This window comes from Telmatospirillum siberiense, from assembly GCF_002845745.1.
GTDB lineage: Bacteria > Pseudomonadota > Alphaproteobacteria > Rhodospirillales > Magnetospirillaceae > Telmatospirillum > Telmatospirillum siberiense.
Map to the genome: position 1 here is coordinate 49,598 of NZ_PIUM01000001.1, position 19,678 is coordinate 69,275.

Consider the following 19,678-nt stretch of genomic DNA (forward strand, 5'->3'; position numbering starts at 1 on the left):
ATGAATCTCGATCAGACTTTCGACAAGGTGCTCTCCCGGCACGCCGAGCTGTCCGCCATGCTGACCGGCGAGGCGGGGACGACCGATGCGCACAGCTTCGTCAAGATGTCGAAGGAGATGGCCGAACTGGATCCGGTGGTCGCCGGCATCAGGGCGCTTCGCCAATTGCAAAGCGAGATGGCCGACGCGGCGCAGATGATGACCGATCCGGCCGCCGACGCCGAAATGCGCGGCCTGGCCGAGGAGGAGTTCTACGCGCTCAAGGAGCGTCTTCCGCAGCTTGAGCGCGAGGTCCAGTTGGCCTTGCTGCCGAAGGACGAGGCGGATGAGAAGAACGCCATCCTGGAAGTCCGGGCCGGGACCGGCGGCGAGGAGGCGGCGCTGTTCGCCGCCGAACTGTTCCGCATGTACGAACGTTACGCCGCCTTGCGGGGCTGGCGTTTCGAGGTGCTGGGGGGCAATGACACCGGCCTCGGCGGCATCAAGGAGGCGACGGCCGGCATTACCGGTCGCGACGTGTTCGCCCGTCTGAAATTCGAATCCGGCGTGCATCGGGTGCAGCGGGTGCCGCAGACCGAGGCGGGGGGACGGATCCATACCTCCGCGGCCACCGTTGCCGTTCTTCCCGAGGCGGAAGAGGTGGACATCCAGATCGACGATAAGGATCTGCGCATCGACGTCTTCCGTTCGCAAGGCTCAGGGGGTCAGAGCGTCAACACCACGGATTCGGCGGTGCGCATCACGCATTTGCCGACCAATACGGTGGTCCAGTGCCAGGATGAGAAATCCCAGCACAAGAACAAGGCGCAGGCCATGAAGGTGCTGCGCTCCCGCCTCTACGAGGCCGAACGCGCCGCGAAGGATGCCGAACGGTCGGCCAACCGCAAGGGACAGGTCGGATCGGGCGATCGTTCGGAACGCATCCGGACCTATAATTTTCCGCAAGGCCGGGTCACCGACCATCGGATCAATCTGACCCTCTACAAGATCGACAAGGTCATGGAGGGCGAGGCCTTGGATGAACTCGTCGAGGCGTTGGTGGCCGCCGACCAGGCCGCCCGCCTGGCGGAAATGGAATGACCACGGTCGGCGCAGTCCTGGCCGAAGTGACAGGACGATTACAAAAGGCGGGCATCCCCTCGGCCAGACTTGACGCGCGGATGCTGCTCGCCCATGTTCTGGAAATACCGGTTACCGCGATTTTCAGCCATCCCGAAAAGCCCATATCCGACGAGGAGGAGGCCCGGGTACGGCAGGTCGCCGAACGCCGACTTCAGCGCGAGCCGATGTCCCATATTGTCGGCCATCGCGAATTCTGGAGTCTTTCGTTCAAGGTCACGGCCGATACGCTCGATCCCCGGCCGGATACCGAAACGGTCGTCGAGGCGGTACTGGCGGCGCTGCCCGATCGCCGGGCGCCCCTTCGCCTCCTGGACTTCGGGACCGGAAGCGGTTGCATTCTTCTTTCGTTGTTGAGGGAATTGCCCGAGGCGACGGGCATCGGTATCGACATCAGCCCGGCCGCCTTGTCGGTGGCCAGGGAAAACGCGAAGGCGCTGGGGCTGCAGTTCCGCGCCGGATTCGTTCTGGGGCATTGGGGGCAGGGGGTTGAGCCGGCTTACGATGTGATCGTGGCCAATCCGCCCTATATTCCCGACGGGGAGATCGACGCCCTGGAGGACGAGGTGGCTCTCTACGAACCTCGTGGCGCCCTGGCGGGAGGAATCGACGGTCTTGGTTGTTATCGCGCCTTGGCGCCCGACATCGCCCGCCTTTTGAAGCCCGGGGGGCTGGCGGCGCTTGAGGTGGGAAAAGGTCAGGCCGAAGCGGTCGGCCGCATTTTATTGGATCGCGGATTGGGGTTTTTCGCCGTGCGGCGGGACCTGGCCGGCGTTGAAAGATGCGTCATGGTCAAGCGACAGATGGCATAGATAAAATGAAATGTCGGGAAACTCAAAAAAAGTGTTGGAATATCGGATCTTCCCGACTACTTTTGGGTCCGCGCGACAAACGAACGAGGCTGCGTCGAGTCTCTTGAACTCCGCCCCTCCTAGTTCGCCGTTATCCCACTTTGTCGCCACTTCAGCGCCTGCGGAAATTGGTCGGCAAGCCCAGCATATAAAGGGTCGATTCTATCAACTCGATGCATGTAGGTACCATGAAACCAGGACAGAGCGGTCAGAACGGTAAACAACGTTCGCGTGGCCGGAGCATTAATGGCGGGGGAAAGAAACATCTTCCTCCACGTAATCAAACTTATGACAGCAATGGGCCGGATATTCGTATTCGTGGCAATGCCCATCAGGTTCTCGAGAAATACCTTGCGATGGCGCGTGATGCCTCATCCCAGGGTGATCGGGTGTCCGCCGAAAACTTTTATCAACATGCGGAGCACTATTTCCGCGTGATCAACAACCAGAACCAGTCCAATGGTCGTCAGCCGTTGCGCGCCATGCCGACGCCTGCCGACGACCAGGATCAGGACCAGGACCAGGACATGCTTTCCGGCGAGAACGAGGCCGAGGAGCGCGAGGCTGTTTCCGAGGAGGAAGAATCCGAGGGCGGCGAAGAAGGACAAGTCGAAACGGCCAGCGCTTAAAGTTGGCGGTTTCGTACGGCAAGGGAAAATCCATCCCTTGCCGTGGCGGGTAAATGACGAGGAAGACTCCGTCATGACCGCCGTGATAGATGAACATCGACATTCTTCACGACCGCACGACTCTTGAGGTCAGGTGGGGACTGAAGGCCGAATTCCGTTCGGTTTTTGGCGTGACGGCTGTTTTCGTGACGGTGAAGGTGGCGGGCGGTCTGCTCGCCGCCCTCTCCCGCGAGGGCCTCCGTCCGTGACCGCGCATCCCCGAGGATGGCGCGATCGCGTCGCTTGCGAACAAGCCGGTTTGATCCATATTAGGGATTATCCGAGAGGGGTCTTTCGGCGGCCTCGATGAGGAGCCGTGAGGACCTCGTCGCTTAAGGAGGCACGACGATCATGGATTTCGAAAAGTTCACCGAGCGCTCCAAGGGATTCGTCCAGGCAGCTCAATCCCTGGCCTTGCGCAGCAATCATCAGCGCCTGACGCCGGAGCACCTGCTGAAGGTTCTGCTCGATGACAAGGAAGGCTTGGCGGCCAATCTGATCCGCGAGGCCGGCGGCGATCCGGCGAAGGCGCTGCAGGCCACCGAGGTCGAACTGGCCAAGATCCCCCGCATCGAGGGGGGCGGCGCCGGACAAGTCTATATGGATCCGGCGACGGCCCGGCTTTTCGAGCAAGCCCAGCAGATTGCCGAGAAGGCCGGTGATTCCTTCGTCACCGCCGAGCGCCTGTTGCTGGCGCTGGCCTTGTCGGCGGGAACGCCGGCGGCCAAGATTCTGAGTGGCGCCGGTGTCACGGCGCAAGGGCTCAACCGGGCCATCGAGGACATTCGCAAGGGGCGCAAGGCCAATAGCGCCAGCGCCGAGGACAGTTACGACGCCTTGAAGAAGTACGCCCGCGACCTGACCCAGGTGGCGCGCGACGGCAAGCTCGACCCGGTGATTGGTCGTGACGAGGAGATTCGCCGCACCATCCAGGTGCTGTCGCGTCGGACCAAGAACAATCCGGTGCTGATCGGCGAGCCGGGTGTCGGCAAGACGGCCATCGTCGAAGGCCTGGCCTTGCGTATCGTCAATGGCGATGTGCCGGAATCCCTGAAGGACAAGAAGCTTCTCAGCCTCGATCTGGGCGCCCTGGTGGCCGGAGCGAAGTTCCGCGGCGAGTTCGAGGAGCGGCTGAAGGCCGTTCTGAATGAGGTTATCGCCGCCGCCGGCGAGGTGATCCTTTTCATCGATGAGATGCACACATTGGTCGGCGCCGGCGCGGCGGAAGGCTCGATGGATGCCTCCAACCTCTTGAAGCCCGCCCTGGCCCGTGGCGAATTGCATTGCGTGGGCGCGACGACGCTCAACGAATACCGCAAGCATGTGGAAAAGGACGCGGCTCTGGCCCGCCGGTTCCAGCCGGTCTTCGTCAACGAGCCGACGGTCGAGGACACCATCTCGATTCTGCGCGGCATCAAGGAGAAATACGAACTGCATCACGGCGTGCGCATCGGTGATGCCGCGCTGGTGGCGGCGGCCACCTTGTCCAACCGCTACATTACCGACCGTTTCCTGCCCGACAAGGCCATCGATCTGGTTGACGAGGCGGCCAGCCGCCTGCGCATGGAGATCGATTCCAAGCCCGAGGAACTGGACGAGTTGGATCGCCGCGTCGTTCAATTGAAGATCGAGCGCGAGGCCCTGAAGAAGGAGCTCGATCCCGCCTCGAAGGACAGGCTGGGCCGTCTGGAAATCGAACTGGCCGAGCTGGAGGGGCAATCCGCCGAGATGACGGCGAAATGGCGGGCCGAAAAGGCGGAATTGGCCGAATCGACCAAGATCAAGGAACGCCTGGACCAAGCCCGTTCCGAGGTGGAGATCGCCCAGCGGATGGGGCGTTACGAGCGCGCCGGCGAATTGCTCTATGGAGTGATCCCCGAGCTGGAGCGCAAGCTCGCCCAGGCCGACGACAGTTCCAACCATCTGATGACCGAGGCGGTGACCGCGGAACATATCGCCGGCGTGGTCTCCCGCTGGACGGGTATTCCCGTCGACAAGATGCTGGAAGGCGAGCGGGCCAAGCTTCTGCATATGGAAGAGGGCTTGCGTCGCCGCGTCATCGGCCAGGAGGAGGCGGTGATCGCCGTCTCCAACGCGGTGCGCCGGGCTCGCGCCGGATTGCAAGATCCCCATCGGCCCATCGGCAGCTTCCTGTTCCTCGGGCCGACCGGCGTCGGCAAGACGGAACTGACCAAGGCCTTGGCCGAATTTCTCTTCGACGACGAAGGGGCGATGATCCGCGTCGACATGTCGGAATATATGGAGAAGCATTCGGTGGCCCGCCTGATCGGCGCGCCTCCCGGCTATGTCGGCTATGAGGAAGGCGGGGCGCTGACCGAAGCGGTGCGGCGTCGGCCCTATCAGGTGATTCTGTTCGACGAGGTCGAGAAGGCCCATCCCGACGTCTTCAACGTCCTCCTCCAGGTCCTGGACGACGGCCGCTTGACCGACGGCCAGGGGCGGACCGTCGATTTCCGCAATGTGGTGATCGTGCTGACCTCCAACCTCGGCGCCGATGTGCTGGCCAATCAGAGCGAAGGCGAGGATTCGGGGGCGGTGCGCGCCCAGGTGATGGAATATGTGCGGGCGGCCTTCCGGCCCGAGTTCCTGAACCGCCTGGATGAGATCCTGCTGTTCCATCGGCTGAATCGCTCGCAGATGGACGCGATCGTCGATATCCAGCTGGGGCGTCTGTCGAAGCTGCTGGTCGACCGCAATATCAGCATCGCGCTGGACGACGCGGCCCGCCAATGGCTGGCCGATGCCGGTTACGATCCGGCTTATGGCGCGCGTCCGCTGAAGCGGGTGATCCAGCGCGCCTTGCAGAATCCCCTGGCCACCCAGCTTCTCGAAGGGAAGATCCAGGACGGTCAAACGGTGGCGGTCTCCGCCGATGCCGGCGGGCTGATCGTCAACGGCGAGGTCGTGCGGGACGTGGCGGCGTAATCTTATCGGTATCCCCGGGCTTGACCCGGGGATACGCGGAGTGCCGCAGGGCTATTTTCGCGGCGCGGAGGGCGTTGCCGGCACCATCTGCCAGGTGGTGCCGCAGGACTGCACATAGGGATAATAGCCCCTGGGGTTGCTGCAGTAATAATAGGCCGCCGCGCTTGCCGCCGGCTGTTCGATCACGACCGGCGCCGGTTGGACCACCGTTACCGGCTGCGCGTAATAATAGGGGGCGGGATAGTAATATCCCGGCCAGCCGAGGGCGGCGTCGATCGCCAGTCCCGTCGCCAGACCGGCGCCCAGCCCCCATCCCCAGTCACCGCCGCCCCAGCCCCCGCCGTGAGGGCCACCCGGACCGTGAGCCTCGGCCACGGATGGCAGGGTTGCGGCTGCCAATGCCATGGACAACGCCGTCGACATCATTACGAGTCTGAATTTATTGCGCATGCCACAGTCCTTTCCGGTCGTCCACGGCCGAATGAGAATTTGGCGGCCATGATAACGCAGGGCTGCTTCCGGTTTGTGACCTGATGGTTTCGCCTTTGTAACAAGGCCGCTATCCCGACGTCGCACGAGAACGCTCAGGATCTGGCAATGATCGCCGTCCTGCTCACCCCGCAGGGCAAGTCCGCCCTCCAGGGAAATGCCGGGTCATTGTGCCGTCCCGTCATGCAGTTTTGATAGAAACCTCAAAGGCCCTCTGTCATAACTCTATGGTTGAATTATTCTGGCTGTAGTGTTGCATTCCGATGTCTCCTGATTTGCACGCTTGTCTCCGCGAAGCCACCAAAGGCCCCCATCGCCACCTGGATCACCACAGGCTTCTGGCGCCGTTGGTTCGAGACGACCTGACGGTTGAGCAATATGGCAAGGCCTTAGCCGTTCTCCACAGCGTTTTTGTGCCGTTGGAGGATGGAATAACGCGATTTCTTGGTTCTCGTCCCGAAACGTTCGATTACCGTCTTCGATGCAAGATTCCGGCGTTGCTGAGCGATCTCGCGGCACTTGGGCGCGCGCCCTGGGGGGTGACGATGCGCTATCCCGTTCCTTCGACGATCGGTGAACTGGTGGGGATTCTCTATGCCGTCGAGGGAACAACCATGGGGGGGCGGCATATCGTTCGCTGCCTGAGACAATTCGATAACCTTCCGAAGCGATTTTTCTCAGGATATGGGGAACATACCGAGTCCCGCTGGCATGAGTTCCTGGCTTTTGCCGCGGCGGCTTGTCCTGCTGCCGACCACCAGTCCGCGGCAGTGAGCGCCGCATCCGTGTTTCATGCCATCAAGGCACATCTAGATCAATGCGAAGAGCTCGCCAGGCTGAAGGATTAATGGTTTGGGCGATGGAATAAGCTTACTGGAGATAACGAAACTCGGCGACGATGTCTGCGCCCAGGAACCGATCCATGTTCCTGGGGCTATACAACCCCACGGGCTTCTGGTCGGGCTGGACGGCCGGACATTGGAGCTGCTTACCAAAAGCGCCAATGTCGATGCGATCTTGGGCTCGACCCCCCTGCACGAAAAACCGACGTGGCTTCCTCCATCCGTGATCGAGGTTTGCCGTGATCTCGGAGAGTCCCCGTCACAGGATCGAACTCTTCCGGCCGTGATTGTTGGGATAGGGACGACAGAGGTACATTGTTTTAGCGCATCCGGGATCGTTTTCTGCGAATTCGAGGCGGCGGCGCCTTCCCCGGCCTCGCCGCCGACGGAAAATATTTCGCTGCAGGCCACCAATGTCGTCAGACAATTGGGCGCTGCCGACGACATTAACGGATTGTTCATGACGGCCGCCGAGGCTATCCGCTCGATTTCAGGTTTCGAGCGGGTACTGATCTATCGTTTCGATCTGGAAGGCAATGGTGAGGTGGTCGGCGAGAGCCTGGCATCCGACTGGGCGCAAAGTTTTTTCGGTCTGCGCTTTCCGTCAAGTGACATCCCCGCGCAGGCGCGAGAGCTGTACCGGATAACGCGCGACCGTTGGATTCCAACCCGTGACTATCGGCCGTCGCCATTGGAACCGGCACTCGATCCACGAGGTCAGCCATTCAATATCGGTCTCAGCCATTACCGCAGCATGTCGCCTATCCATCGGATGTACCAACGCAATATCGGCGTCGATGGCGCGATGTCCGTGTCGGTGATGCGTGATGGGGATCTTTGGGGATTGGTTATCGGCCATCATCGCGAGCCTCATCATGTGCCGTCGGCGATCCGGCGCGATATAGTCGGCGTGGTGCAGGCGTTCGCGTTGCGCCTGGACGCTTTGCTGAGCCGCGAGACCAGAACCTATCTTGAGCAGGGCATGCATGCCTGTTTGGCTATGCTGCGCAAACTGGCCGGCGTGGATAATTTTCTGGTCGCGCTTACCGAAGGCGAACCGGAGATCATCGAGTTGATCCCCGGCTGCTCCGGAGCGGCCGTGGTTTGGGATGACGGAGAGAATTTGGCATCTGTTCGCACCGTGGGGAGAGTGCCTCCCGGCGGCGACCTTATTTCCCTCGCCGCCTGGATACGCTCGAGTGGCGACGTGCCGGTATTCGCCGCGGACGATCTGTCGTATCGCTTTCCCCCATTTCATCGTCATCGCGAGTTGGCCAGTGGTGTTATGGCCTGCTTTTTTGAAGATCCCCGCCATACGGTGTTGCTGTTGTTCCGTCCCGAGGTCATTCAGTCGGTGTCGTGGGCGGGAAAGCCGGAAAAGCTGGTGGGGTCGGACGGTGTCCCGAATCTGCCGAGAAGGGCCTTCGACCGCTGGATCGAGGTGAAGCGTGGGTATTCACAGCCTTGGCTGCCCTGGGAATTGGATATCGTTGCGACAGTCTGTGCCACGATTAACGACGTCATCATCCGTCAGACGCGTATTGCCGAGGAACTTCGGAAACTGTCTCGCACCGATCCTCTCACGAACTTGTCTAATCGCCGCGCATTCATTGAGGTTTCCGAAATTGAATTCCTTCGCTGCCGGCGCTTCGGATCCGTCGCCGCCGTGCTTATGATCGACGTCGACCATTTCAAGGCAATCAATGACGCGTATGGACACGAAGCGGGAGATGCGGCGCTCGTCAGTCTGGCCAAAACGTTACAGATGTCGGCTCGCGCTACGGACTTTCCCGCACGATTTGGAGGAGAGGAGTTCGTATTTCTCTTGGTCGGCAGCGATGCTTCGGGCGCCTTGGAAAAGGCCGAGCGCATTCGCGCGGCGGTCGCGGAAACCGAGGTGACATTCGAATCGGTCAATTTCGGCATGACCGTCAGCATCGGGATATCGCAATTCTTGAATGACGATCAGAATTGGTCGGAGGCGATTTCCAGAGCCGATCAGGCGATGTATCGGGCGAAGGACCTAGGCCGCAACAGAGTGGTGATGTTGGCGGGCTGAGGAGAGGGCTGGTGCTGGTGAGAGGAATCGAACCTCCGACCCCGTCCTTACCAAGGACGTGCTCTACCCCTGAGCTACACCAGCAAGCCATAATCTTCGCGAAAGTCCGACGGTAAAGTCGTGCCGGTGCGAAGAGGCGCACTTCATGCCACAGGGCGCCGGGGGATGCAAGCCCATTCGCGTGACGATTTTCTCTAAGACCGTTCGACGGGTTGACGAGAGGCTCCGGGCTTCGCACATTGGGCCGATGCCGGTCGGGGTTGATCGATGAGATAAGGATGGACATGACGGAGCGGACGGGGGACGGAGAGAGCCGGGCCGAGAAGGTTCGGCGCCAGGCGGAGGAAAAGCGACAGCGGCAGGCCGAGGCTCTGCGGGCCAATCTGCTGCGGCGCAAGGCGCAAAGCCGGGCCAGGGCCGAGACCCCGCTGGAGACGGGCGAGAGCGGCTGCTGCGTCCGGTCCGACGAGAATGGCGGCTCTTGACGCCCATGGTGAAAATCCGCCGGACGCGTTTCGCGTCTGCCTTCGCCTCCGGCGTCGGCGAAGCTCAAGCGCCGCTCGGGCTTAAGGGGCCCTTTCATTTAAGATGAAACGCGCCACTAAGGCTTGTAGCGCGCGGGAAACCTGCGCTACAAGATCCGTCGGTCTCATCTCCGCCCCAAGGCGGGGATTTGCAGGAGAGCCCCCCGATGCCCGTAATGCCAGATCATTGGATCCGCGACATGGCCGTCCAGCACGGCATGATCGAGCCTTTTACCGAGAAGCTGCAGCGGGAGGGCGTGATTTCCTATGGGTTGTCGTCTTATGGCTACGACGCCCGTGTTTCCCAGGAATTCAAGATCTTCACCAATGTCGATTCGGCGGTGGTCGATCCGAAGGACTTCTCGGAGAAGAGCTTCGTCGACCGCTCCGGTCCCGTCTGCATCATCCCGCCCAACAGTTTCGCCCTGGCCCGCACCGTCGAATATTTCCGTATTCCGCGCGACGTCCTGGTCATCTGCCTGGGTAAATCGACCTATGCCCGTTGCGGCATCATCGTCAATGTCACGCCGCTGGAACCGGAATGGGAGGGGCATGTCACCCTGGAGTTTTCCAACACCACTCCGCTGCCGGCGAAGATCTATGCCAACGAGGGCGCCTGCCAGTTCATCTTTTTGAAGGGCGACAGCCTCTGCGAGACTTCCTACCGCGATCGCTCGGGCAAATATCAGGCGCAAACCGGCGTGACCCTGCCACGCCTTTAGGACATCGTTCGGGCCGGTTTCCGGCCCCATCTTCAGGACTGAAATTCCATGGATAAAATCCGGATCGTCGGCGGCACCCCTCTGCGGGGCGTCATTCCCATTGGCGGAGCGAAAAACGCGGCGCTGGCCCTGATGCCGGCCTGTCTGCTGACCGACGGAACGTTGTCGCTGTCCAATCTGCCGCATCTGGTCGACATCACCACCATGGCCAATCTGTTGAGCCAGCACGGCGTGACCATGTCGCTGAACGGCCACGCGGCGAATGGCGGTCCGACGGGACGCGTGCTCGATCTCAACGCCGCCAAAATCACCAGCACCACGGCGCCTTACGATCTGGTGCGCAAGATGCGCGCCTCCGTCCTGGTCCTCGGTCCGCTGCTCGCCCGCTACGGTCAGGCCAAGGTATCCCTGCCGGGCGGTTGCGCCATCGGCACCCGGCCCGTCGATCTGCATTTGAAGGCGCTGGAGACCATGGGCGCCAAGATCGACGTCCAGGGGGGCTATATCGTCGCCTCGGTGCCCGGCGGACGCTTGAAGGGCGGCGAGGTGATCTTTCCGCAGGTGACCGTCGGCGGCACTGAGAACATTCTGATGGCCGCCTCGCTCGCCGACGGCGAAACCATCATCGCCAACGCCGCGCGCGAGCCCGAGGTTTGCGACCTGGCCCACTGTCTGGTCGCCATGGGCGCCAAGATCAGCGGCATCGGCACGCCCACCATCCGCATCGAAGGGGGCGAGCGTCTCCACGGCGCCCAATATTCCGTGCTGCCCGATCGCATCGAGACCGGCACCTATGCCGTGGCCGCCGCCATCACCCGTGGCGACATCGAACTGGTCGGCGCCCGGCGCGATCTGATGCAGTCGGTGGAGAAGGTGCTGGTGGAAGCCGGCGTCAAGATCTCCGAGACGCCGCGCGGCGTGCGGATCGACGCCGACGGCCGGCGGATCGGCGGCGTCGATATCATGACCGAGCCCTATCCCGGTTTCCCGACCGACATGCAGGCCCAGTTGATGGCCCTGATGACCACGGCCGAGGGGGCCAGCATGATCACCGAAACCATCTTCGAGAATCGCTTCATGCATGTGCCGGAACTGTTGCGCATGGGGGCCAGGGTGAACGTGCACGGCGCTTCGGCGATCATCCGCGGCGTGCCGAAGCTGTCCGGCGCCCCGGTGATGGCGACCGACCTTCGCGCCTCGGTGTCGCTGGTTCTGGCCGGTCTGGCCGCCGAGGGCGAGACCCTGGTCAACCGCGTCTATCATCTGGACCGGGGCTATGAGCGGGTCGAGGAGAAGCTGGCCGCTTGCGGCGCCGAGATCGAACGCATCAAGGACGGCACTCCGGCCGAGTGAGGTTGTCGGCATGATCGGTGGAGATCTGCCGTTGGATGTTTTGAACCACCAAGGCACCAAGGTAACGGCGTGTGCTGCGGGCGATTTCCCGCCCGTTCCTCAAGCCTCACACCCTGATGGAAACGAAAGCATGCCGGCGGCCCGAATTCACGGCCGCGGGCTGCCGGACGGTTTGGGAAACGCCTTGGTGTCTTGGTGCCTTGGTGGTTCATCAATAATCAAATGGTGCCGCGCCGCTTGCGGTACGGGGATAAAACCCTATAAATACAAGCTTCCCAACAAGTGGGCGATAAAGTGAGCGATCTGCAGAAACTGGTGCTGGCCCTGCCCAAGGGGCGCATTCTCGACGAGGCGATGCCGTTGGTCCGCGCGGCCGGCATCGAGCCGGAAGCCGATTTTGACAATCCGAAATCGCGGGCGCTGCGCTTTTCCACCAACCATCCGCATATCGACATCATCCGGGTGCGGGCCTTCGACGTGGCGACCTTCGTCGCCTTCGGCGCCGCGCAGATCGGCATTGCCGGCAACGACGTGCTGATGGAATTCGATTACCCGGAAATTTATGCGCCGCTGGATCTGAAGATCGGCCTGTGCCGCCTGGCCGTCGCCGAGCCGGTGGATCTGGCCGGATCCGATGATCCCAGCCGCTGGAGCCACATCCGCATCGCCACCAAATACCCGGCCATCACCGCCCGGCATTTCGCCCGCCGGGGTGTCCAGGCCGAATGCATCAAGCTGAACGGCGCCATGGAACTGGCGCCCAGTCTGGGACTGTGCCGGCGCATCGTCGATCTGGTGTCGACCGGATCCACCTTGAAGGCCAACGGCCTGGTCGAGATCGAACATATCGCCGATATCAGTTCGCGCCTCATCGTCAACCGCGCCGCGCTGAAGACCCAGCCGGACGAACTGAGCGCCTGGATCGATCGTTTCCGCGAGGCCGCCGATGCCGCGTAACCTGGATGCCCGCGCCGCCGATTTCGAGGCGGCCTTCACCGCCCTGCTTGCCGACAAGCGCGAGACGTCGGACGATGTCAATGCCGTGGTCACCGGCATTCTGGATGACGTGCGTCTTCGTGGCGACGCGGCGCTGCTCGATTATACCCGGCGCTTCGATCGGCTGAGCCTCGACGCCACCGGCCTGGCCATCGGCGCCGAGGAGGTTACCGCCGCCGTCGCCGCCTGCGACGAGGAGACCTTGACGGCGCTTCGTCTGGCCGCCAGCCGGATCGAGGATTTCCACCGCCGCCAGAAGCCCGAGGGGCTCAGCTATACCGACGCCGCCGGGGTCCGCCTCGGTTATCGCTGGACGGCGCTGGCCGCCGTCGGCCTCTATGTGCCGGGCGGTACGGCCTCCTATCCCTCGTCGGTGCTGATGAACGCCCTGCCGGCCAAGGTCGCCGGGGTCGAGCGCCTGGTCATGGTGGTGCCGACGCCCGACGGCAAGCTCAATCCCCTGGTCCTCGCCGCCGCCCGCATCGCCGGGGTCGACGAGATCTACCGCATCGGCGGCGCCCAGGCCGTCGCCGCCCTGGCTTATGGCACGGCCACCATCCGGCCGGTCGACAAGATCGTCGGTCCCGGCAACGCCTTCGTCGCCGCCGCCAAGCGTCAGGTGTTCGGCACGGTGGGCATCGACATGATCGCCGGTCCGTCCGAGATCCTGGTGGTCGCCGACGGGGACAACGACCCTTCTTGGATCGCCGCCGACCTGTTGAGCCAGGCCGAGCACGACACGGCGGCCCAGTCGATCCTCATCACCGACGACGCTGCGTTCGGACAAAAGGTCGCCGCCGCCGTGGAGGGTCATCTGGCCACCCTGCCGCGTGCCGCCATCGCGCGGGAAAGCTGGGAAAGCCATGGGGCGATCATTCTGGTCGACAGCCTGGACGCCGCGCCGGCCCTGGTCGACCGTGTCGCGCCCGAGCATTTGGAATTGGCTGTGGCCAATCCCGATGCTTTGGCCGAACGGGTGCGAAACGCCGGAGCCATCTTCCTTGGCCGCTATACGCCCGAGGCGATCGGCGATTACGTCGGCGGACCCAATCACGTGCTGCCGACAGCGCGCAGCGCCCGCTTCTCGTCGGGTCTGGGTGTCCTCGACTTCATGAAGCGGACCACCCTTCTGGGCTGTGACGCCGCCGCCTTGCACCGGATCGGACCCGCCGCAGTGACCCTGGCCAAGTCCGAAGGGTTGGGGGCGCACGGGTTGTCGGTGGCGCTCAGGGTCAATATGCCGAGGGCAGAGTGAGTGGCGAGGAACAGCGTCATCGTCTGATCCACGTCCAGCTGGACGAAAAAACCTTCGTGCGGCGCAAGCCCGAGGTCGAGCATGAGCGCGCCATCGCCATCTACGACCTGCTGGAAGACAATTATTTTCATCCCCTCGGCGACGAGGGCGGGCCCTACGCCCTGCATCTCTCCCTCATCGACAATCGGCTGATCTTCGACATCCGCTCGGAGGCCGGCGATCCCCTGGCCGAGGTGGCCTTGCCGCTGGCGCCTTTCCGCGGCATCGTCAAAGACTATTTCATCGTCTGCGAAAGCTATTACGGGGCCATCAAGCAGTCCACGCCATCGCAGATCGAAGCCATCGACCTGGGGCGCCGCGGTCTGCATAACGAAGGCTCGGCGCTTCTGCGCGAACGCCTGGCCGACAAGGTGGAGCTTGATCTGAAAACCGCCCGGCGGCTGTTCACACTCATCTGCGTCCTACATATCCGGGGGTAGGCGCGTGGTGCCAGGCGACCTTCCCTCCGCGGTTCTCTTCGCTTGCACGATGAACGCCATCCGTTCGCCGATGGCCGAGGCGCTGATGAGGCATTTCCATGGCCGCCACGTCTGGGTCCGCTCGGTCGGCGTCCATAAGGGGCTGCTCGATCCCTTCGCGGTCAGCGTGATGGACGAGATCGGCATCGACATTACCCGCCACCATGCCACCAGTTTCGACGAGTTGGAGGACACCAGCTTCGATCTGGTCATCTCCCTTTCGCCGGAAGCCCAGCACCATGCGGTGGAGATGACCCGCGCCATGGCTTGCGAGGTCGAGTTCTGGAACACGCTGGATCCTTCGATGATCGAGGGCAGCCGGGAAACCCGGCTGTCCGTCTATCGCCAGGTCCGCGACCAGCTCTCTCGCCACATCCTGCAACGCTTTCCCGTTGTGGCCACCGCCGTGTGATGCCGGGGCCCGCCGGGATGAGAAGCGAAAAGGTCTTGACCTATTTCATCCATCCGCCCACTTAGAGCGCGTCGCGAAATAGTCGCTCCGGGTCCTTCGGTTTTATATGACGCCTCCGCTTCGCTTTCGGTGGGCTCAATCGCCGCTCGGGCTCTAGGCCTGTTTCGCTTATTGATCAACAGGCCCTTGGGGGCCTTCGTCCCATGTCCTGGTTTCTCTCTTCGGTTTGGATGATTTGACACAGATTTCCTCTTCCCTGGTTCTCGCCTCGTCGTCGCCGCGCCGTCTCGACCTCCTGGCCCAGATCGGGCTGGTCCCCGATCTGGTCGATCCCGCCTGCATCGATGAGGCGCCCCTGGCGCGCGAACTGCCGGGTCCCCATGCCCTGCGCCTGGCCGAGGCCAAGGCGGGAAGCGTGGCGGCCCGTCATCCCGGTGCCTTCGTCCTGGCCGCCGATACGGTGGTCGCCTGCGGTCGCCGCATTCTGCCCAAGGCCGAGGAGGAGGCGCAGGCGAAGGCGTGCCTGGAACTGTTGTCGGGGCGGCGTCATCGCGTGTTAGGCGGCATTTGCCTGGTGGCGCCGGATGGTCGGCGGGTTTCGCGGCTGGTCACCACCACGGTCATTTTCAAAAGCCTCGATCAGGCCGAAAAGGACGCTTATCTGGCCTCCGGCGAATGGCAGGGCAAGGCCGGCGGTTACGCCATCCAGGGCCGCGCGGCGGTGTTCGTGCGCTATATCGGCGGGTCCTATTCCAACGTGGTCGGTCTGGCGTTGCACGAGACCTATGGGTTGCTGCACGGGTTGGGGCATGCCGCCGGTCGATGAGATCCTGTTTTCCCGATCGCCGGGAGAGAGCCGCTTCGCCCTGATGGCCGGCGGCGTTCCGGTGGAATTCGTGATCGATCGCGGAGCCGCCGGGGTCGGGGCTTTCGTCCTGGGCCGGGTGTTGAGCGTCAACCGCGGCCTCGACGCCGCCTTCGTCGACATCGGCGAGCCTTTGCCGGGTTTTCTGGCCTCGCCGGGGGCCGCCCATGGCGAAGGCGCCGTCGTTCTGGTCCAGGTCACGGCGGCATCCCGCGGGAGCAAGGGGGCGGCGTTGAGCGCCCAGCCCTCGATGCAGGGATCGCTGCTGGTTTATACGCCGGCCCGTCCCGGGCTCAATCTGTCGCGGCGGATCGCCGACGATGCCCGGCGGGAGGGGCTGCGAACCCTGTTGCGGGGGCTGTTGGAACCCCACGAGGGGCTGGTGGTCCGCACCGAGGCGGCGGAGGCGGACGAGGCGGCTCTCCTCGCCGAATTGACCTCGCTCCGGGGCCGTTGGCGAAGCTTGAGCGAGCAGGCCGCGAAGGCGGCGGCGCCGGCCCGGCTGCTGGCCGTCCCGCCGCTGGCGGAACTGCTGGCCGCCCACCCGCGGGTCGCCGCCTTGCGTGTCGACGACCGTGCCGCCCTGGCCGAGGCGAAGGCGCTGTTCCCCGCCGCCATCCATGAGGAGGGGGTATTCGACCGCGAGGCCGGCGAAGCCCTCGATCAGGCATTGGATCCCAGGGTTCCCCTGCCCGGTGGCGGAAGCCTGATCATCGAGACGACGGCGGCCTATGTCACCGTCGACATCGACAGCGGCGGCGGCGCCCCCCTGGCGGCCAATCTCGCCGCTGTTCCGGAAATCGCCCGCCAGCTTCGCCTGCGCGGCCTGGCCGGCCATATTCTGATCGACATCATCCCCTTGAAGGACCGTCAGGCGCAGGCGCGCCTGCTTGCCGCGTTGCGCAAGGCGGTGGCGGACGATCCGACGCCGACCCATGTGGTGGGGGTGACGCCGCTCGGTTCCGTCGAGATGACCCGCGAACGTCGCCGCCCGTCGCTTGCAGAACTCCTGCTTGACGGGGGGGCGCCGACGCGCAACGCCGAAACCCTCGGATTGGAAGGATTGCGCGCCGCCCTGCGGGCCGCCTTCGACCGTCCCCAAGCGCGGATCGCGCTGGCCGCCGCGCCCGGGGTGGCGGCGCTGCTGTCGCGCAACCATGCGGCCCTGGACGATGCCGCCCGCCGTCTCGGCCGGCCGCTGCCGGTGCGCGCGGTACCGGACGTCGCCACTTATCAAATCATCGAGGAGCCATGAAGACGAAGCATTCCCGGAAAGCGGCCTGTCCGATCTGCGGCAAGCCCCCGGTGCAGGAGCATCGGCCTTTTTGTTCGGCCCGCTGCGCCAAGATCGACTGTAACCGCTGGCTGAGCGACGTTTATGTGGTGCCCGGCGAGGAAACCGTGCCGTTGGCCGGCAGCGGAGCCGCATGCGACGAGGATGAAGAATAAAGGCAAAAATGCTGTTCCGTGGGTCTGGACAGCGCTTCGGTTTTTGTCTATAAGCGGCGTCCTCACCGCAAGGTGCCGGTGCCCAGGTAGCTCAGTTGGTAGAGCATGCGACTGAAAATCGCAGTGTCGGTGGTTCGATTCCGCCCCTGGGCACCATTCTCTCTTTCCCGACAGTTCTGATTATCCTTTTCCTTCCTCTTGAGGACGGCAGAGGAATGTCACTCCGCATGAGATCACGCCGCACGCGGCTTGATCTCATTGATGTCGATTGTCGTCATTCCTTGGGCCGCCGCTCGCACTAACCCGCGAACCCTTAACGGGCACCGAGGTCGCCATCAGAGCGTCCCGAGTTCGGTCGGCGTTATCGGCAATGTGCTCCGATTGCGGCCGACGGCGTTGCGGTCTCTCAAATCTCCAGCAGCTTGTCGGCCAGTTGGTCGCGTTTCAGGGCGTTCGGCGGGAAATGCGCCGCGAGCACGCTGCCGCATCGTTCGATCGCAGCCACGAAGCCATCGGCCGGACGTCCGGCCTTGATCGCTGTCACCAAGGCGGTGACCGCGTCATCCCAGACTTCCGGTCCGACCTTTTCATTGATCCCGGCGTCGGCGACGATCTCGGCATACCGTTCTCCCGTCGAGGCGAATATCAGCACCCCGGTCCGATGCACGGTCTTATGCAGCCCTTGCGCAAAGAATTGACGCATCGCTTCGGCGTGCGCCCGATCATGCCTGGCCCGCTGCGGGACGATATGGAATCTGAGTTTTGCATGCGACAACGCCAGGGCCGCGACGAGAAAGACGGCTAGCTGGGCGAGGTAGACGACGGGAACCGACCAATCGGTCAGAATGATCAGTGGCAGCGGCGCAAACAGCGCGATCAGTGCCGCCCAGGCGATCGGCACCAGCCGGTAGTCGCTTGAATGCTTTGCGACGACGCAAAAGATTTCTCCGGTCGTCTGCGACTCGGCTTTGCGGATCGCGTCTGAAACGCGGATCTTGTCGGAGTCGGCGATCATTCCTCGCTCCTTACCATTTTCCCGAGCTGCCGCCGCCGCCGAATGATCCGCCGCCGCCGCCAAAGGACGAGCCGCGCGACGAGCCGCGTCCACCGGACAATAGCAGCAAGACCATCATCCAGATCGCCTGGCAGACGCCACCACCGCCGGTGACAGTGCAGAGGACCAACAGTCCGACGACGGCCAGAACCGCGACGATGGCCACCCAAACCGGCATGTCGGTCTTCGTTTGTTTGACGTCCATGGCGACGTTCCTCTCGGCGGCGCTCTGGATCGTCTCGGCATCGCCGCTCAGCACGCGGATGATGTCCTGGGTCCCGCTTTTGATGCCGCCGGCGAAGTCGCCGGTCTTGAACTTCGGCAGGATCGAATTTTCGATGATGACCTTCGTCAGGGCGTCGGTCAGTGTGCCCTCAAGGCCGTAGCCGACTTCGATGCGGACCCGGTGTTCGGTTGTCGCGACGATCAAGAGCGCCCCGGTGTTTTTGTCCTTCTGGCCGATCTGCCAGTGCCGCCCAAGCTGATAGCCATAGTCCTCGATCGGCGTCCCTTGCAGCGATTTCACCGTGACGATGACCAACTGATCCTTGGTCTTGGTTTCAAAAGCCGCCAGGGATTCGGTGAGCGCCGCTCGATCCGTCGCCGTCAGCAGCCCGGCTTCATCGACGACGCGGCCGGTGAGCGCAGGAAAACTCGGTACCTCTGCCGCAACGGCACAGGTGAGACAGATCCAGGCGATGACGCAGAGGATCGCGCGACGGGGCATGGCGCGGCACCTTAGTGTTCGGATTAGTTGGTGGGCCGGTTCACCCGATGCCTGGGAATCATGCGTCGGGATCGGACCACTAGAATTTCACCTGCGGAAGACGCTTGGCTTCTTCCGAAACGGTGAACTCCTCCATCGGCTTTTTGCTGGAGTAGAGGATCGATGCCCAGATCCGGCCGGGGAAGGTGGTGAGCTCGGTATTGTAGAGCCTCACGGCTTCTATGTAGTCGCGCCGCGCCACGGAGATACGGTTTTCCGTACCTTCGAGCTGCGACTGCAAAGCCAGGAAGTTCTGGTTGGATTTAAGGTCGGGATAGCTCTCGGAAACTGCGAGAAGGCGGCCTAGCGCCCCGGACAGCTGCCCCTGCGCGGCCTGGAATTTCTTGAAAGCTTCCGGATCGGTGATGGTGCTGGCGTTGACCTGGATGGCGGAGGCTTGCGCGCGGGCCACGGTCACCGCCTCGAACACGCTGCTTTCCTGCTTGGCAAAGCCCTTGACGGTTTCCACCAGATTGGGAATGAGATCGGCGCGCCGCTGGTATTGGTTCAGCACCTCCGACCATTTGGCCTTTGCCTGTTCTTCATAGGTCGGGATGCTGTTGACCCCGCACCCCGCCAGGAAAAGGCAGAGCAGCGGGACGAGGAAAGCAATACGCGATGCGCGTGAGGCGCCGGCAACTGAGCCGATCATATTGGGTCTCCGTAAGCCGGATTGGCCGGTGATCGGCCGACTGGTCACTGGGATTGGGCCAGATACGGGCGACGATGGCTTCAGCATAGGTGGCGGCAAAGCCGCCTGGGTAGTCTCGGAAAATACTCAGATCCGATG

General features: G+C 63.1%; 22 protein-coding genes and 2 tRNA genes. 19 read left to right on the top strand and 5 right to left on the bottom strand.

Annotated features, from left to right (window positions below; translation table 11 throughout):
- From prfA to clpB, 5 genes are all read left to right on the top strand, one after another.
- Window positions 1–1,080: a peptide chain release factor 1 gene (gene prfA / locus CWS72_RS00260; protein WP_101248557.1), complete on the top strand. Its 1,080-nt coding sequence runs from the start codon at window positions 1–3 to the stop codon at window positions 1,078–1,080.
- Window positions 1,077–1,931, top strand: a complete 855-nt coding sequence (gene prmC / locus CWS72_RS00265; RefSeq protein ID WP_101248558.1) for a peptide chain release factor N(5)-glutamine methyltransferase — start codon at window positions 1,077–1,079, stop codon at window positions 1,929–1,931. Before prfA ends, prmC begins: the two co-directional genes overlap by 4 nt.
- A 227-nt stretch (window positions 1,932–2,158) precedes the next feature.
- Window positions 2,159–2,599, top strand: coding sequence for a DUF4167 domain-containing protein (locus CWS72_RS00270; RefSeq protein WP_101248559.1), 441 nt, complete (start codon window positions 2,159–2,161; stop codon window positions 2,597–2,599).
- Window positions 2,600–2,688: 89 nt separating this feature from the next.
- Entirely contained in the window at window positions 2,689–2,847 is a 159-nt protein-coding gene (locus CWS72_RS27625) for a hypothetical protein (protein WP_158240442.1), read from the top strand.
- Window positions 2,848–2,989: 142 nt separating this feature from the next.
- The gene (clpB, locus tag CWS72_RS00275) at window positions 2,990–5,584 is read left to right on the top strand and encodes an ATP-dependent chaperone ClpB (RefSeq protein WP_101248560.1); all 2,595 of its coding nucleotides are present in this window, start codon (window positions 2,990–2,992) and stop codon (window positions 5,582–5,584) included.
- Between the two features lie 51 nt (window positions 5,585–5,635).
- Here clpB and CWS72_RS00280 read toward each other — a convergent pair whose 3' ends face one another.
- Window positions 5,636–6,034, bottom strand: coding sequence for a hypothetical protein (locus CWS72_RS00280; RefSeq protein WP_199175484.1), 399 nt, complete (start codon window positions 6,032–6,034; stop codon window positions 5,636–5,638).
- Between the two features lie 302 nt (window positions 6,035–6,336).
- On the opposite strand from CWS72_RS00280, the gene CWS72_RS00285 reads away from it, so the two are divergent.
- Both CWS72_RS00285 and CWS72_RS00290 read left to right on the top strand, forming a co-directional pair.
- Complete coding sequence (locus tag CWS72_RS00285; protein WP_101248562.1) at window positions 6,337–6,921, top strand: biliverdin-producing heme oxygenase; 585 nt, start codon at window positions 6,337–6,339, stop codon at window positions 6,919–6,921.
- Between the two features lie 4 nt (window positions 6,922–6,925).
- Window positions 6,926–8,974: a sensor domain-containing diguanylate cyclase gene (locus tag CWS72_RS00290; RefSeq protein ID WP_101248563.1), complete on the top strand. Its 2,049-nt coding sequence runs from the start codon at window positions 6,926–6,928 to the stop codon at window positions 8,972–8,974.
- 9 nt (window positions 8,975–8,983) lie between these two features.
- Here the strand turns inward: CWS72_RS00290 and CWS72_RS00295 are convergent.
- A tRNA-Thr gene (locus tag CWS72_RS00295) sits at window positions 8,984–9,058 on the bottom strand.
- A gap of 200 nt (window positions 9,059–9,258) precedes the next feature.
- Between CWS72_RS00295 and CWS72_RS00300 the strand changes: the two genes are divergently transcribed.
- The 12 genes from CWS72_RS00300 to CWS72_RS00350 all read left to right on the top strand — a co-directional run bounded on the left by CWS72_RS00300 (window position 9,259) and on the right by CWS72_RS00350 (window position 17,224).
- Window positions 9,259–9,459, top strand: coding sequence for a hypothetical protein (locus CWS72_RS00300; RefSeq protein ID WP_101248875.1), 201 nt, complete (start codon window positions 9,259–9,261; stop codon window positions 9,457–9,459).
- 206 nt (window positions 9,460–9,665) lie between these two features.
- Window positions 9,666–10,220, top strand: coding sequence for a dCTP deaminase (dcd, locus tag CWS72_RS00305; RefSeq protein WP_101248564.1), 555 nt, complete (start codon window positions 9,666–9,668; stop codon window positions 10,218–10,220).
- Between the two features lie 48 nt (window positions 10,221–10,268).
- Entirely contained in the window at window positions 10,269–11,573 is a 1,305-nt protein-coding gene (murA, locus tag CWS72_RS00310) for a UDP-N-acetylglucosamine 1-carboxyvinyltransferase (RefSeq protein WP_101248565.1), read from the top strand.
- 10 nt (window positions 11,574–11,583) lie between these two features.
- Window positions 11,584–11,871, top strand: coding sequence for a hypothetical protein (locus tag CWS72_RS27305; protein ID WP_146002573.1), 288 nt, complete (start codon window positions 11,584–11,586; stop codon window positions 11,869–11,871).
- On the top strand, window positions 11,868–12,530 hold the full coding sequence (gene hisG / locus CWS72_RS00315) for an ATP phosphoribosyltransferase (protein WP_101248876.1): 663 nt from the start codon (window positions 11,868–11,870) through the stop codon (window positions 12,528–12,530). The genes CWS72_RS27305 and hisG overlap by 4 nt, the downstream gene beginning before the upstream one ends.
- Window positions 12,520–13,824 (top strand): histidinol dehydrogenase, encoded by a 1,305-nt coding sequence (hisD, locus tag CWS72_RS00320; RefSeq protein WP_101248566.1) that lies wholly within the window; start codon window positions 12,520–12,522, stop codon window positions 13,822–13,824. The genes hisG and hisD overlap by 11 nt, the downstream gene beginning before the upstream one ends.
- Window positions 13,821–14,303: a UPF0262 family protein gene (locus CWS72_RS00325; protein WP_101248567.1), complete on the top strand. Its 483-nt coding sequence runs from the start codon at window positions 13,821–13,823 to the stop codon at window positions 14,301–14,303. The genes hisD and CWS72_RS00325 overlap by 4 nt, the downstream gene beginning before the upstream one ends.
- Before the next feature lie 7 nt (window positions 14,304–14,310).
- On the top strand, window positions 14,311–14,754 hold the full coding sequence (locus CWS72_RS00330; protein WP_101248877.1) for an arsenate reductase ArsC: 444 nt from the start codon (window positions 14,311–14,313) through the stop codon (window positions 14,752–14,754).
- A 235-nt stretch (window positions 14,755–14,989) separates the two neighbouring features.
- On the top strand, window positions 14,990–15,580 hold the full coding sequence (locus CWS72_RS00335) for a Maf family protein (RefSeq protein ID WP_199175485.1): 591 nt from the start codon (window positions 14,990–14,992) through the stop codon (window positions 15,578–15,580).
- Window positions 15,564–16,874 carry a ribonuclease E/G gene (locus CWS72_RS00340; RefSeq protein WP_158240443.1) on the top strand — a complete coding sequence of 437 codons (1,311 nt, stop codon included), beginning with the start codon at window positions 15,564–15,566 and terminating at the stop codon, window positions 16,872–16,874. The genes CWS72_RS00335 and CWS72_RS00340 overlap by 17 nt, the downstream gene beginning before the upstream one ends.
- The gene (gene yacG / locus CWS72_RS00345; RefSeq protein WP_101248569.1) at window positions 16,871–17,068 is read left to right on the top strand and encodes a DNA gyrase inhibitor YacG; all 198 of its coding nucleotides are present in this window, start codon (window positions 16,871–16,873) and stop codon (window positions 17,066–17,068) included. Before CWS72_RS00340 ends, yacG begins: the two co-directional genes overlap by 4 nt.
- An 80-nt stretch (window positions 17,069–17,148) precedes the next feature.
- Window positions 17,149–17,224 (top strand) — tRNA-Phe (locus tag CWS72_RS00350).
- A gap of 250 nt (window positions 17,225–17,474) precedes the next feature.
- On the opposite strand, the gene CWS72_RS00355 is transcribed toward CWS72_RS00350, so the two are convergent.
- From CWS72_RS00355 to CWS72_RS00365, 3 genes are all read right to left on the bottom strand, one after another.
- Window positions 17,475–18,083, bottom strand: coding sequence for a TPM domain-containing protein (locus CWS72_RS00355; RefSeq protein WP_101248570.1), 609 nt, complete (start codon window positions 18,081–18,083; stop codon window positions 17,475–17,477).
- 10 nt (window positions 18,084–18,093) lie between these two features.
- Window positions 18,094–18,849: a TPM domain-containing protein gene (locus tag CWS72_RS00360; RefSeq protein WP_101248571.1), complete on the bottom strand. Its 756-nt coding sequence runs from the start codon at window positions 18,847–18,849 to the stop codon at window positions 18,094–18,096.
- 79 nt (window positions 18,850–18,928) lie between these two features.
- Entirely contained in the window at window positions 18,929–19,540 is a 612-nt protein-coding gene (locus CWS72_RS00365; RefSeq protein WP_101248572.1) for a LemA family protein, read from the bottom strand.
- Between the last annotated feature and the right edge of the window lie 138 nt (window positions 19,541–19,678).